Source organism: Thalassospira sp. GB04J01, from assembly GCF_000751115.1.
Taxonomy (GTDB): Bacteria; Pseudomonadota; Alphaproteobacteria; order Rhodospirillales; family Thalassospiraceae; genus Thalassospira; species Thalassospira lucentensis.
This window is the reverse complement of sequence record NZ_CCDX020000004.1, coordinates 147,318-159,987: the sequence shown is the minus strand read 5'-3', so window position 1 is coordinate 159,987 and position 12,670 is coordinate 147,318. Positions and strand designations below refer to the sequence as shown.

Sequence of the window (12,670 nt, the reverse complement as noted above, 5' to 3'; positions counted from 1 at the left end):
GAGGTTAATAAAAACGGGGTAGCCTTCAAACCACCCGTAAAATTCGGTTCTCACTCATATAAGGGATTTCACCCTATTTTGCCAGATCAAGTCCCATTTGCCAAAAATCGGCTTCAAGGCGGCTTGCCATGGCGAATGTTTCACTCAGGCTTTCGATCCGGGCATGCCCGCCGCGCTTGGCCGCGGTATGTTCCAGCAGATCAATTTCGGCCTTTGCCACATCCTGAAATTCATCGGACGCATACATTTCAATCCATGCCCGATATGGATTGCCTTCAAGTACTGTATCAGAACTTGCCATCAAGCGGTTTGCGATTTCGGCATAGCCCACCATACAGGGCATCAGAGCGACCTGAAGGTCCACCACATCGCCCTGAACGCCACGGTCGAGCACATAGCGCGTATAGGTGACACACGCCCGTGCTTCGGGCTCTGCGATGATGTCAGCCTCGGAAAGACCCCACCCTTTGCAAAATTCAAGATGCAGGCTCATTTCCATATCAAGGATCGCATGCACAGTGCCGGAAAACTGGCGCATCGCTTTTAAGTCTTCGGCCTTATAAACCGCCAGCGCATAGGCGCGCGCAAACTGGATCAGAAACAGGTAATCCTGAATGAGGTAATGCTTAAACGATGCTTCGGGCAGCGTGCCATTGCCAAGCTGCTTGATGAAATCATGACAGACATAGCTTTGCCATGCGTCGGGGGCTTGGGCGCGCAATTTGCCAAACAGGCTGTCGGCCGGGATGATGTCGGTGAAGGTTTGGTTCATGGTCGCCCTGCTCTGATCGGTTATGCATATATGCGGATATGAAAAGGCCAGCCTGCGGAATATTTCCGGGCTGGCCTTAACGATATGGAACGATGGTGCGATGGATTCCCGCCTGCGCGGGAATGACACGTGATATATGCCGTCACTCCCGCGACGGCGGGAGGCCACATACATACACGTTCTCAATCTTCGCGTTCGTCGATCCAGGCCATCTGAATGGCTTCGAGAATTTTCTCGTTCGATTTCTCGGGATCGTCGTCGAACCCTTCAAGCGCGCAGACCCATTTGTGCAGGTCGGTATAGCGCAGGTTGAGGTTATCCTTCTCAGGATGGGCATCCTCAAGCTCGATCGCGATGTCCTGAATATCTGTCCAGCGCATATCAGTCTCCTTTGGTGGCCGAATGCCACGATGTGCATCCGGTCAAAAAGAAGGTCAAACTTACTTGTCGACCATCATATTGCGGGTCGCTGACGGCAGCTTAACGCGCAGCCCATCAAGTTCGTCACTCATGATGATCTGACAGCCAAGACGCGAGGTTTCGGTCAAGCCGAAAGCAAGGTCAAGCATGTCTTCTTCATCTTCTGACGGCTCGTCAAGTTTATCAAACCAGTCTTCGTCTAGAACGACGTGACAGGTCGAGCACGCAAGCGAACCTTCGCACGCACCTTCAAGGTCGATGCCGTTTTTATGGGCGGCTTCCAGAACGGACAAACCGTCGGCGACGTCGAATTCTTTTTCGGTGCCATCCGGCTCAACAAAAACGATCTTAGGCATCTGTGCCTTTCTCCTCGGTAATACTTTTTGTTCGATCTCTGTTTAACACCCAATCAAAGATTTGGGTGCTGTGTCCGACCTGACCTTTGGCGGTTGCACGGGACAATCGCCGCAAGTGGCCGGTTTGTCAATTATTCGGGTCGTGTTTAGTTAACAGCATCCACATTCTGCCCGGTCAGGGCCTGACGGATGCGGCTATCCATCCGGCTTTCGGCAAACGGGCGCGATGCATTTTCAAGCGCCTCAGCCGCGTCATTAATCACATCACGATCATCGCCGCCCATTGCCGCTTCAAGTTTGGCAATGGCGTCATTGATGTTTTTGTCATCCTCAGCCGTTAACAATGCGCGGTCTGCGTCCATTGCGGCCTGAACGGCAAGGATGTTGCGTTTTGCCTCAACGCGCGCCTCGGTCAGAAGGCGCATCAGCATATCTTCGCGGGCATGGACCATGCTGTCGCGCAGCATGTTGGCCATATCCACCTCATTGATGCCATAGGTCGGCTTGACCGCGACTTCCTGCTCAACACCGGTGGTTTCTTCACGCGCCGACACGGTCAAAAGACCATCGGCATCAACATTGAACTGTACGCGAATGCGCGCGGCACCGGCAGCCATCGACGGAATACCGGTCAGGGCAAAACGGGCAAGCGATCGACACTGATCAACCATTTCACGTTCGCCCTGCACCACATGGATCATCATGGCGGACTGACCATCCTGATAGGTGGTGAATTCCTGTCCCTTGGCGACCGGGATCGGGGTGTTGCGGTCAATGACCTTTTCAACAATCCCACCCATGGTTTCCAGACCAAGCGACAGCGGCGTCACATCCAGAAGAAGATTATCCGAGCCACCGGTCAATGCTTCGGCCTGAAGGGCCGCACCAAGGGCAACAACTTCGTCCGGGTCAATGTTGGAAAGCGGTTCTTGCTCAAACAAATCTGCTACGGCTTTGCGCACTGCAGGCACACGGGTTGAGCCACCAACAAGCACCACGCCCTTGACGTCTTCAGGCAACACATCCGCATCATCAAGAACTTGTTCCGTGATCGCGGTTGTGCGCGAGACCAGCTTGGCAATCATCGCCTCGAAATCGGAACGGGTCACGGAATGGGTGGTCTCAGAACCATTAAGATCCACCGCAACGTCGACCGCATCGCTATCGGTCAGGCCTTCTTTAACCTTACGCGCGGTTTTAAGCAGACGTTTGGCATCGGACGCATCAAGGGAATCGGTCGCCCCGCCGTCTTTACGCAGGGCCAAAAGATGTTCGGCAATGGCGTGATCAAAATCATCACCGCCAAGGGCGGCATCCCCGCCGGTTGCCTTGACCTGAAAAACGCCTTTTTGCATTTTAAGCAACGAGATATCAAACGTCCCGCCGCCAAGGTCGTAAACGGCATAAAGCCCCTCTGCCCCGTTATCAAGGCCATAGGCAAGCGCGGCGGCGGTTGGTTCATTGACCAGACGCAGGACTTCGATGCCAGCCAGTTTGGCGGCATCCTTGGTCGCGGTGCGTGCACCATCATCAAAATAGGCTGGCACGGTGATGACCGCCTTTTCGACCGGCTGATCAAGGCTTTCTTCGGCGCGCGTACGAAGGGCACGCAAAATATCAGCCGATACTTCAACCGGGGTTAAAACGCGGTTACCGACATTAAGGCGCACCATCATCGGGCCAGCGCTATCATCATCGGATTTTTCTGGAATTTCAACGTCATAGGGCAAAGTGCCCGCAAGCGATTTGACGTCTTCAATGCCGCGCCCCATCAGGCGTTTGACCGACGAGACAACCCGACTTGCATCGGTGTTGATATGATCACGCGCGGCTTCGCCAACCACGGGGGTATCTTCGCCGTAATAGACAACAGACGGCACGATCGCATTGCCACCCGATTTGTCACGTAGGACTTCAGGGGTTTCATCGCGCGAAATTGCAACGACCGAATTGGTGGTCCCAAGATCGATACCGACCGCAATCTGGCGTTCGTCTTCGTGGGGAAGTGGCGTTTCGCCCGGTTCGTGAATCTGTAGCAAGGCCATGAATTCTATCCGTTATCTTGAAATGATCAGGCTGCCGCGAGACGCGATTTCTTCGCGCGCGCTTCCTCGGTCATTTTCATCAGGTATCTAAGACGGGTGGTCAGTTTTTTTGCCGTGTCAAAGGCATCCTTGGCAAACGCATCGGCAAGATCATTTTCGCATGCACGCGCCTGTCTGCGGGTATCCTTGATCATGGCATCAACCGTCATACGGTTGTCAGCATCATCAAGGGCTTCGCGCATTTCCATCGCTTCCATCAGAAGTTCAGGATCATTGACCGTATGCCCGCCGCCGCCTTCTGGCTCAACCCCGGCCAGACGCAACATATAATGCGCCCGTGCGACCGGATTTTTCAGCGTTTCGAAGGCTTCGTTAAGGCTGGCGGCCTGCTGCGATGACAGGGCCTGTTCACGGGGCGATTTTGATGCGAAACGATCCGGGTGCAGTTTTTGTTGCTGCTTAAGGTACGTCGCCTCAACCGCATCGATATCGACAACAAAGGATCGTTCAAGACCAAACCGCTTGAAATGATCAAGCTGACCCGGGGCCTGAATGGCGTTGCATGTATCGCAAAACAGCGCACTGGCCTCAACAGGCCCCTTACAGGACCAGCAAACCTTATGTGCGGGGTGTTTCATCGTACCCGTATCTTCGGTACCGGTGTTGCTCACGCTATGCACTTCCGAGGATTTAAAACAAATTCAAATTACATCTGACGTCGAACAGGACATATGCAGATGCAAACAGTCCCATTCAGGCGACGGCCCCGGTGAATTCCTGCGAACTCACTGGGGCCATAACCATCTTCAAAGCAGGTAAAGACCTGACAATCCGTAGGCGATCCTAGATGTGGAAGGACTCACCACAACCACAACGACCTTTTTCGTTGGGATTGCGGAAGACGAACCCTTCTTCCATCTTGGTGACCTCATAATCCATTTCTGTTCCAAGAACGAACATCATGGCTTTTGGGTCAATCAGGATTTTCACGCCATCCTCAAGCTGGACAACTTCTTCAAAGCCACTGGCTTCGTCGGCATATTCCAGCGTGTAGGACAAGCCCGAACACCCTTTGCTGCGCACACCAAGCCGGATGCCTTCGGACGGTTTGCCGCGGCTATCAAGCAACGCCTTGATATGAACAAGCGCTTCTGACGTGACAGAAATCGGTGACGGTAATGCCATGGTCTTCTCCCAAATTCCCGAAAACGGGGGAAAGGCAAAGCTGCTTATTCAGCAGCTTCGACTTCGCCCTGACCGTTTTTGGTTTTGTAGTCGCTGATAGCGGCTTTGATCGCATCTTCGGCCAGGATCGAGCAGTGAATTTTAACCGGCGGCAAGGCCAGTTCTGCTGCGATCTGCGAGTTTTTGATCGAACCAGCTTCATCAAGCGATTTGCCCTTGACCCATTCGGTGATCAGCGAGCTCGACGCAATGGCCGAACCGCAACCGAAGGTCTTGAACTTCGCGTCCTCGATGATGCCTTCCGGGGTTACTTTGATCTGCAGCTTCATAACGTCACCACAGGCCGGAGCACCAACAAGACCGGTACCGACGAACGTTTCATTTTTGTCCATCGAACCAACGTTACGCGGGTTTTCGTAATGGTCGATCAGCTTTTCACTATAAGCCATGATAGGAATCCTCCTAAAAGTTCTGTGTCTCTCTCACGAGATAAAAAACGTCGATAAGTCGTCGTCCGTCGTTCTTAGTGCTCAGCCCATTCGATCGACTTAATGTCGATGCCTTCCTGGGCCATTTCCCAAAGCGGGCTCATTTCGCGAAGACGCTCAACCGCAACACTGATTGACTCGATCGCTTCATCAAGCTCTTCCTTGGTCGTGTAACGGCCAATCCCGATACGTAGCGACGTATGGGCGAGTTCTTCGTCAACACCCAGCGCACGCAGCACATAAGACGGCTCAAGCGATGCCGACGTACATGCCGAGCCCGAAGAAACCGCAATGTTCTTGATGTCCATCTGCAGGCTTTCGCCTTCGACGTACGCAAATGAAACATTGAGGTTACCCGAAACGCGGGCTTCTTCGTCACCGTTGAGGTAAATATCAGCCAGACGATCACGGAACTTCTTGAGCGTATAATCGCGAAGCTCGGTAATGCGTGCGTTTTCTTCTGCCATTTCGTTTGACAGAATATCACACGCCTTACCAAAACCAACAAGCAACGGTGTCGGCAACGTGCCCGAACGCATGCCACGTTCCTGACCACCACCGGTGATCTGTGCGATAACGCGGACACGTGGGCGACGGCGCACGAACAATGCACCAACGCCTTTCGGGCCGTAAAGTTTGTGGGCGGAAATCGACATCAGATCAATGTTCATGTCTTCGACATCAAGATCAATCTTGCCAACAGCCTGTGCGCAATCGGTGTGGAAGAACACTTTGCGTTCACGGCAGATGGCACCGATTTCCTTAAGGGGCTGAATCACACCGATTTCGTTGTTCACACCCATGACGGACACGAGTGCGGTTTCATCGGTGATCGCCGCTTTAAGTTCTTCAAGGTCGATCAGGCCGTTATCCTTAACGCCAAGATAGGTAACCTTGTACCCTTCTTGCTCAAGGTGACGGGCACTGTCGAGCACGCATTTATGCTCGGTCACGACCGTGATCAGATGCGGCTTTTTCTTACCATAGAACTTCATCACACCTTTAAGTGCGAGGTTGTTCGATTCTGTCGCACCCGAAGTAAAGATAACTTCCTTGGCCGAGGCACCAATGACCTTGGCAACCTGCCCGCGTGCGACTTCAACCGCGTCTTCGGCTTCCCAGCCAAAGCTGTGGTTGCGCGAATGCGGGTTACCGAACTTCTCGGTGAAGTATGGCAGCATCGCATCCACCACCCGCGGATCGGTCGGCGTCGTTGCCTGGTAATCCAGATAGATCGGCTTTGCTTTAAGCTCGTTCATAATTAAGACTTCCTCACTCACTCTCTTGTCAGGCAGCGTGACGCGCCTTCTTGCGCGCTGCATTACCCCTCATCCGGCTCCAAACTCGGACAAACGTATCGATATCTTCGTCGGTCGTTTCCAATCCCAAACTGACCCGAATGGCCGACCCGGTATCGGAAATTCCCATTTCCTTAAGCACATGGCTTTCACGTACCTTGCCTGACGAGCAGGCAGATCCCGAACTGATTGCAACACCACCTAAATCCAGTGCCATCACCTGGGTCTCCCCGGGCATTCCTGGCAGGATCAGGCAACTTGTATTCACCAGCCGCTCCGTTCCTTTTCCGGCAATCACAAGCTCAGGAGCTTCTGATGCCAATTCCGTTTCAAGACGGTCGCGCTTTGCTGCGATCTCCGTCATTTTCGCCATTCCGGCCTCGGCGCGCTGGGCTGCGGCAGCAAAGCCTGCAATGCCCAAAACGTTTTCCGTGCCGCCACGGCGGTATTTTTCCTGACCGCCACCGCGAATTTGCGGCACCAGCATCACACCGGGCGCAATCGCAAGGGCACCGATTCCTTTGGGCCCGCCGATCTTGTGGGCCGAAATCGACACCATATCAACCAGCAGACGTCCCATGTCGAACGGTATACGGCCCAACGCCTGTACTGCGTCACAATGGACCTTTGCCCCGTATTCGCGCGCCAGCAAAGCAACCTTTGCGACGGGCTGAATGACACCGGTTTCATTGTTGGCCAGCATGACCGAAACCAAAACCTTTTCACCCTTCTGCGATGCGTCTTTCAGCATTGCCTCAAGGGCCGCCAGATCAATCACCCCATCGCCATCAACCGGGATGCGCTTGGCATCGGACCGGGCCTCGATCACCGATGGGTGTTCAACCGCACTGGTGAAAACCGTGACATCTTCCAGCCCATTCAGGGCAAGGTTGTTTGCCTCGGTCCCGCCGCTTGTAAAGATCACCCGTTCGGGATCACCCCCAAGCAGATCGGCAATGGTACGGCGCGCATGATCGACAATCTTGCGAGCTGCACGGCCGCTGGCGTGAACTGAGGACGGGTTCCCCGTGATATCCATCGCAGCGATCATTGCCTGTTGTGCTTCGGAGCACAGCGGCGCGCTTGCGTTGTAATCAAGGTAAACCTGATCGGTCATCAGTTTAAAATCATCCTTATTCGCATCTGCCGTCCCTATACGCACGATATAGAGGACTAATCACTGTGCCGCAACCTGTGACGGCTCTTCTATTTGCGTGGTTTTCGACGGGAAAACCCGCAAGGAACCACTGACGTTGCGTCCAACCACATCGGCCAGGCTAACGGACGCCAGATAAAGGTAAATCTGATTGCCAAGTTCTTCCCACAATTCATGGGTTTGGCAACGTCCCTGATTGGCCTTGCATCCTTTTGGCGACCCGGACTTACAGCGGGTCGCGCGGATCGGCTCATCAACAGCCAAGATCACATCGGCAACGCGGGTTTCCTGCGCTGTGCGCGCCAGAAGGTACCCGCCTCCCGGACCACGCACAGAACGGACCAAGCCGCCTTTGCGCAATTTGCCAAAAAGCTGCTCAAGATAAGACAGTGAAATTTCCTGACGGTCCGCGATATCCGCAAGTGCTACCGGTCGGTCCTTGCTGCTTTCAGCAAGATCGACCATCGCCATCACGGCATAGCGGCCTTTGGTACTCAGCTTCACGGTTCATCCTCCTGCCTTGCTGCTCCGGTTATGCTATTTTGGTTGCAAACCTGACAGCGGGCTCTGTTCGTATTCGTGGCGCGAACCTGCGCCTAACTCATTCCGATGACGCGACGATACGTGGCTTGTCGGCAATCACATCACCATCATCAGATGACTTGCTATCTGTTTTAAGCTCGGCGACCTGACCACGCAGTTCTGTTACTTCACGACCAAGTTCTTCAAGCGCACGCGCCACGGGATCAGGCAGATCACCAATCGGCGTACCATAGGCACAGAAACGATCATCGGCTTCGTGGCGTACGATCTTGGCGGGGATCCCGACCACAGTCGCACCTTCGGGCACTTCCGACAGCACCACCGCATTACCGCCAACACGTGCATTCTTGCGCACGGTAAACGGGCCGAGAATTTGCGCGCCCGAGCCAACAATCACGCCATCTTCAAGCGTAGGATGGCGTTTAAGGCCACGTTGGCCGTCGCTATTAACGCTCGGCGACGTTCCACCAAGGGTGACGCCCTGATATAGTGTTACGTCATCGCCAATCTCGGCCGTTTCACCAATCACAACGCCCATGCCGTGGTCGATAAAGAACCGTTTGCCAATTTTTGCGCCCGGGTGAATTTCGATCCCGGTCAGCCAACGGAAAATCTGCGAAATGAAGCGGGCTGTGATACGAAAACCACGCTGCCACAGCCAGTGTGTGCCGCGATATCCCATGATTGCGTGAAACGCCGGATAACAGAGCGCGATCTCCAAACGGGAGCGTGCCGCTGGATCGCGGGCAATCATCGCGTCAATTTCCTGACGAATTAGCTTGAACATGGGGCGGTCCACTGTGTAATTAGTATCTTCGATTCCCGGCAGCCACGCCAACACCCGGCCCTACGCAAGACGTAAGATCGGGTTTACATGGCACCATTGCGTTAGCCGGAATATAGGATAACCGAGTAACTTGGTCAAGTATTTGCCCAAAGCAATTTATGCGCAAACACGAAAAAACTTACAAAAACACTCGGATATTTTTGTTGCACACATTATTCCATTCGTGGACAGGAGCAGTCTGATCCATGCCTGAGGTCATTTTTAACGGCCCCGAAGGTCGCCTTGACGGTCGCTACCACCATAACAGCGCTGACGATTCGCCCATCGCACTCATTCTCCATCCGCACCCCCAGCAGGGCGGCACAATGAACAATAAATTGTGCTTTAACATGTTTAACATGTTCAAGGATCGCGGTTATTCGGTCATGCGCTTCAACTTCCGCGGCGTTGGTCGCTCGCAGGGCGTCTATGATCAAGGGATCGGTGAGCTGTCTGATGCGGCATCGGCTCTTGACTGGATGCAAACCTATAACGCCAATGCGCGCGCCACTTGGGTCGCAGGGTATTCGTTTGGGTCCTGGATCGGCATGCAGCTTTTGATGCGTCGCCCGGAAATTGACGGGTTCGTTTGCGTCGCACCGCCAGCCAGCGAATATGACTTCACCTTCCTGGCACCCTGCCCGTCATCGGGTCTGATGATCCATGGCACGCAGGACAGCAACATTCCGCTGGCGTCGGTCAATAAACTGGCTGACAAGCTTAATGCCCAGAAGGGTATTGAAGTGGATTTGCGCACGATTGACGGTGCCGATCACTATTTTGCCAAACAGCAAGACGACGTAATCAAGCACACGGCTGCTTATCTTGAGAAGCGTGGCGCGTAAAGCGACCCGCCGCGAGTAGGCAACGACAATAGACCAAAGGCCGCCTGATCAGGCGGCCTTTTTCGTTTGATACAGCCTTCCACCGCAACAGGGCTCCGCCACCCCGGTGGTGCCCGGAAAGCTCAGCGGTAAATCGCGCAGATGGCGCACGGCCAAATAGCCAAAACATTCGGCCTCAACCGCATCCCCGTCCCAATCAAGCACATCAACCGATTGCACCGAAACACCCAACCGCTCCTGAAGCTTTGCCATGACATATTGATTGTGCCGCCCACCGCCACAGACGAACCAGCCTTTGGGGGCTGCGGGCAGATGGTTCACTCCGGCAACGATGGCCGCCACCGTACAATTGGCAAGGGTCGCCGCCCCATCCGCCATGCTTAGCTTTGCCTCAGCCACCAGCCCATCAATGGTTGCGGCCATGTCTTCACGATCAAGGGATTTTGGTGGCACGCGATCAAAATACGGATCTTCAAGAAATTTCACTTCAACCATCGGATCGGCCTGCCCGGACGATGCCGTTGCACCGTTCATATCAACCGGTGTCCCGGTATGGCGCAGCATCCAGTCATCAAGGCGCGCATTGCCCGGCCCGCAGTCAAACGCCAGCAGCGCGTCATCCGGGCCGATCCATGTCACGTTAGACACACCGCCGATATTTAGAACCGCGACGGGCATTTCAACGCCTGCACTTTTCATCAGGGCCGCATGGTAAACTGGGGCAAGTGGTGCGCCCTCACCCCCGGCGGCTACATCGGCAAGACGAAAATCGGCCACAACCGGAATGCCCGTTTTTTCCGCCAGCATGTAAGGTGTCCCGATCTGACGGGTGATCCCGACAGCAGGTTCATGAAAAACCGTCTGCCCATGAAACCCGATTACATCGATTTCAGAGGCCGCAATCCCGGCTTTGTCCAGCAACATGCTAACGGCATCAACATGCGCATCGGTCAAGTCGTCCGCGATCACCTGTTCGCTGTTGGTGGCAAACCGATTGCCAAAGCATCCCCGCATGCGTTCGCGCAAATCAGCGGTATAGGCAATAAAAACAGATTGCCCGGTACGACGGACGTCGGTCCCGTTGGTTTCAATCAGTGCCGCGTCGACCCCGTCCAGTGACGTGCCGCTCATCATTCCGATTGCCTTGATCCAGCCTGTTCCCATCTATGCACTCCGCAAAAATTCCTGATCGAAGCTTATCGTCGAACCACAGATCACGACAAGCTCGAATGGAATGCATTGATGAATTTGATTGACGCGCCATCATCTACCTGCTAGTAGGTTTGCTATGGACACAAAAACAGCCCTTCTTGATTCTGCCGAAACGATTGCGCGTCAACGTGGTTTTGACGGGTTTAGCTATGCCGACCTTGCAACCGCTGTTGGCATTCGAAAGGCAAGCATCCATCATCATTTCCCGACCAAGGCAATACTTGGACAGGCGATGATGGAACGCTATCGGCTCGTTTTTGAAGATACCCTTTCAGAGCTCGCCAAAAGCAGACACGCCGCAGACGGTCAGTTGCGCGGGTATATCGATATTTATCGGGATGCCTTGCAAGGCGGAAAAACCATTTGCCTGTGTGTCGCGCTCAGTTCCGACAGAAACAGTCTTGATGACGCAACATTAAGGGAAATCTCGCACTTTCATGACGCAAGTCTGAAATGGCTGGAAACACTTTTTGAAACAGCTCAGACAGACGGCTCGATCAAAAATCTGTCGGAAAGCAAACTCGAAGCAGCAAGCTGCCTTGCCCTGATTGAAGGGGCCCAGTTAATGGCCCACGCAAGTCAGGATGTAACGACTTTCGATAATGCCGTTGCATTGCTGCTGTCACGCTTGACCAACTAGAACCAAACAACATGTAATCCTTCGAAGAACCTCCAAGTTCTGTTCTTATTTCCCCATTCAACCATCCAACTAGTAGGTAGTAATTATGTTATTCGAAAACAAAACAGCAATCATCACAGGTGCCGGCTCCGGGATCGGACTGGAAGTTGCAAAACGCATGCATCAGGCGGGGGCGAATATCGTAATGAATGGTCGCAACGCAGTTAAACTTGAAGATGCGGCCGACTCTATTTCACAGGACAGAAGTCGCATTCACCTGATTGCAGCCGATATCGCTTTGCCCGCCACGGCTGAAGCACTTGCAGAGTCCGCTGAAACTGCTTTTGGTGGTTTAGACATCCTGATCAATAATGCCGGAATATTTGAACCCAAACCGTTTCTGGAACTGAGCGAGGCCGAATATGACCGGTTCCTTGATATCATTCTGAAAGGCAAGTTCTTTGCGGCTCAGTCTGCGGCCAAAGTCATGAAGCGCCGGGGTGGCGGCACGATTGTCCAGACCGGTTCGATGTGGGCATTGCAAGCCATCGGCGCGACACCGTCGGCGGCCTATTCTGCTGCCAATGCCGGTGTCCATCAACTGGTCAAGAATCTTGCCATCGAACTGTCAGAACATAACATCCGCATTAATGCCGTTGCACCGGCGGTCGTTGAAACGCCGGTTTATAACACCTTTATGAGTGACGAGCAGGTCAAGGAAGTCTTGCCCGGCTTTAACAGCTTCCATCCCCTTGGCCGGAATGGCCAGCCTGCGGACATCGCCGAAGCTATCCTTTTCCTTGCATCGGAAAAGGCATCCTGGATCACCGGCACGGTTCTTTCGGTCGATGGTGGGGTCATGGCGGGCCGCCAGTAAACAACGGTCCGGCTTTCCAGTACCGACT

General features: G+C 53.9%; 15 protein-coding genes. 3 read left to right on the top strand and 12 right to left on the bottom strand.

Going from position 1 to position 12,670, the window contains the following annotated elements; genetic code table 11:
* Positions 1 to 73: 73 nt before the first annotated feature.
* The 11 genes from tenA to cysE form a co-directional block, all read right to left on the bottom strand.
* On the bottom strand, positions 74 to 772 hold the full coding sequence (gene tenA / locus AMM48_RS01055) for a thiaminase II (protein ID WP_102782573.1): 699 nt from the start codon (positions 770 to 772) through the stop codon (positions 74 to 76).
* Between the two features lie 182 nt (positions 773 to 954).
* Positions 955 to 1,152, bottom strand: coding sequence for a Fe-S cluster assembly protein IscX (gene iscX / locus AMM48_RS01050; RefSeq protein ID WP_022733520.1), 198 nt, complete (start codon positions 1,150 to 1,152; stop codon positions 955 to 957).
* 60 nt (positions 1,153 to 1,212) lie between these two features.
* Complete coding sequence (locus AMM48_RS01045) at positions 1,213 to 1,548, bottom strand: ferredoxin family 2Fe-2S iron-sulfur cluster binding protein (protein WP_022733519.1); 336 nt, start codon at positions 1,546 to 1,548, stop codon at positions 1,213 to 1,215.
* A 146-nt stretch (positions 1,549 to 1,694) separates the two neighbouring features.
* Positions 1,695 to 3,593 (bottom strand): Fe-S protein assembly chaperone HscA, encoded by a 1,899-nt coding sequence (gene hscA / locus AMM48_RS01040; RefSeq protein ID WP_102782572.1) that lies wholly within the window; start codon positions 3,591 to 3,593, stop codon positions 1,695 to 1,697.
* 26 nt (positions 3,594 to 3,619) lie between these two features.
* Positions 3,620 to 4,264, bottom strand: a complete 645-nt coding sequence (hscB, locus tag AMM48_RS01035; RefSeq protein ID WP_244271074.1) for a Fe-S protein assembly co-chaperone HscB — start codon at positions 4,262 to 4,264, stop codon at positions 3,620 to 3,622.
* A 172-nt stretch (positions 4,265 to 4,436) separates the two neighbouring features.
* On the bottom strand, positions 4,437 to 4,778 hold the full coding sequence (locus AMM48_RS01030; RefSeq protein WP_022733516.1) for an iron-sulfur cluster assembly accessory protein: 342 nt from the start codon (positions 4,776 to 4,778) through the stop codon (positions 4,437 to 4,439).
* Between the two features lie 44 nt (positions 4,779 to 4,822).
* Positions 4,823 to 5,227, bottom strand: coding sequence for a Fe-S cluster assembly scaffold IscU (iscU, locus tag AMM48_RS01025; protein ID WP_022733515.1), 405 nt, complete (start codon positions 5,225 to 5,227; stop codon positions 4,823 to 4,825).
* A 74-nt stretch (positions 5,228 to 5,301) separates the two neighbouring features.
* Complete coding sequence (locus AMM48_RS01020; protein ID WP_022733514.1) at positions 5,302 to 6,525, bottom strand: IscS subfamily cysteine desulfurase; 1,224 nt, start codon at positions 6,523 to 6,525, stop codon at positions 5,302 to 5,304.
* 28 nt (positions 6,526 to 6,553) lie between these two features.
* A complete protein-coding gene (locus tag AMM48_RS01015) occupies positions 6,554 to 7,681 on the bottom strand; it encodes a cysteine desulfurase family protein (RefSeq protein ID WP_102782571.1) in 1,128 nt (375 codons plus the stop codon).
* 60 nt (positions 7,682 to 7,741) lie between these two features.
* On the bottom strand, positions 7,742 to 8,224 hold the full coding sequence (locus tag AMM48_RS01010) for an Rrf2 family transcriptional regulator (protein ID WP_022733512.1): 483 nt from the start codon (positions 8,222 to 8,224) through the stop codon (positions 7,742 to 7,744).
* Between the two features lie 97 nt (positions 8,225 to 8,321).
* Positions 8,322 to 9,050, bottom strand: coding sequence for a serine O-acetyltransferase (gene cysE / locus AMM48_RS01005; protein WP_102782570.1), 729 nt, complete (start codon positions 9,048 to 9,050; stop codon positions 8,322 to 8,324).
* Between the two features lie 245 nt (positions 9,051 to 9,295).
* Here cysE and AMM48_RS01000 point away from each other — a divergent pair, with 245 nt between their 5' ends.
* A complete protein-coding gene (locus AMM48_RS01000; protein WP_022733510.1) occupies positions 9,296 to 9,934 on the top strand; it encodes an alpha/beta hydrolase in 639 nt (212 codons plus the stop codon).
* A gap of 48 nt (positions 9,935 to 9,982) precedes the next feature.
* On the opposite strand, the gene AMM48_RS00995 is transcribed toward AMM48_RS01000, so the two are convergent.
* Positions 9,983 to 11,098, bottom strand: a complete 1,116-nt coding sequence (locus tag AMM48_RS00995; RefSeq protein ID WP_102782569.1) for an anhydro-N-acetylmuramic acid kinase — start codon at positions 11,096 to 11,098, stop codon at positions 9,983 to 9,985.
* Positions 11,099 to 11,222: 124 nt separating this feature from the next.
* On the opposite strand from AMM48_RS00995, the gene AMM48_RS00990 reads away from it, so the two are divergent.
* Positions 11,223 to 11,786, top strand: coding sequence for a TetR/AcrR family transcriptional regulator (locus AMM48_RS00990; protein ID WP_102782568.1), 564 nt, complete (start codon positions 11,223 to 11,225; stop codon positions 11,784 to 11,786).
* 85 nt (positions 11,787 to 11,871) lie between these two features.
* Positions 11,872 to 12,642: an SDR family NAD(P)-dependent oxidoreductase gene (locus AMM48_RS00985; RefSeq protein ID WP_198413485.1), complete on the top strand. Its 771-nt coding sequence runs from the start codon at positions 11,872 to 11,874 to the stop codon at positions 12,640 to 12,642.
* The last annotated feature ends 28 nt before the right edge of the window (positions 12,643 to 12,670 follow it).

What these genes read in the sequence shown, in the direction of transcription:
- tenA (WP_102782573.1), bottom strand. Translation starts at nt 772, where the DNA reads ATGAACCAAACCTTCACCGACATCATCCCGGCCGACAGCCTGTTTGGC.
- iscX (WP_022733520.1), bottom strand. Translation starts at nt 1,152, where the DNA reads ATGCGCTGGACAGATATTCAGGACATCGCGATCGAGCTTGAGGATGCC.
- AMM48_RS01045 (WP_022733519.1), bottom strand. Translation starts at nt 1,548, where the DNA reads ATGCCTAAGATCGTTTTTGTTGAGCCGGATGGCACCGAAAAAGAATTC.
- hscA (WP_102782572.1), bottom strand. Translation starts at nt 3,593, where the DNA reads ATGGCCTTGCTACAGATTCACGAACCGGGCGAAACGCCACTTCCCCAC.
- AMM48_RS01030 (WP_022733516.1), bottom strand. Translation starts at nt 4,778, where the DNA reads ATGGCATTACCGTCACCGATTTCTGTCACGTCAGAAGCGCTTGTTCAT.
- iscU (WP_022733515.1), bottom strand. Translation starts at nt 5,227, where the DNA reads ATGGCTTATAGTGAAAAGCTGATCGACCATTACGAAAACCCGCGTAAC.
- AMM48_RS01020 (WP_022733514.1), bottom strand. Translation starts at nt 6,525, where the DNA reads ATGAACGAGCTTAAAGCAAAGCCGATCTATCTGGATTACCAGGCAACG.
- AMM48_RS01015 (WP_102782571.1), bottom strand. Translation starts at nt 7,681, where the DNA reads ATGACCGATCAGGTTTACCTTGATTACAACGCAAGCGCGCCGCTGTGC.
- cysE (WP_102782570.1), bottom strand. Translation starts at nt 9,050, where the DNA reads ATGTTCAAGCTAATTCGTCAGGAAATTGACGCGATGATTGCCCGCGAT.
- AMM48_RS01000 (WP_022733510.1), top strand. Translation starts at nt 9,296, where the DNA reads ATGCCTGAGGTCATTTTTAACGGCCCCGAAGGTCGCCTTGACGGTCGC.
- AMM48_RS00995 (WP_102782569.1), bottom strand. Translation starts at nt 11,098, where the DNA reads ATGGGAACAGGCTGGATCAAGGCAATCGGAATGATGAGCGGCACGTCA.
- AMM48_RS00990 (WP_102782568.1), top strand. Translation starts at nt 11,223, where the DNA reads ATGGACACAAAAACAGCCCTTCTTGATTCTGCCGAAACGATTGCGCGT.
- AMM48_RS00985 (WP_198413485.1), top strand. Translation starts at nt 11,872, where the DNA reads ATGTTATTCGAAAACAAAACAGCAATCATCACAGGTGCCGGCTCCGGG.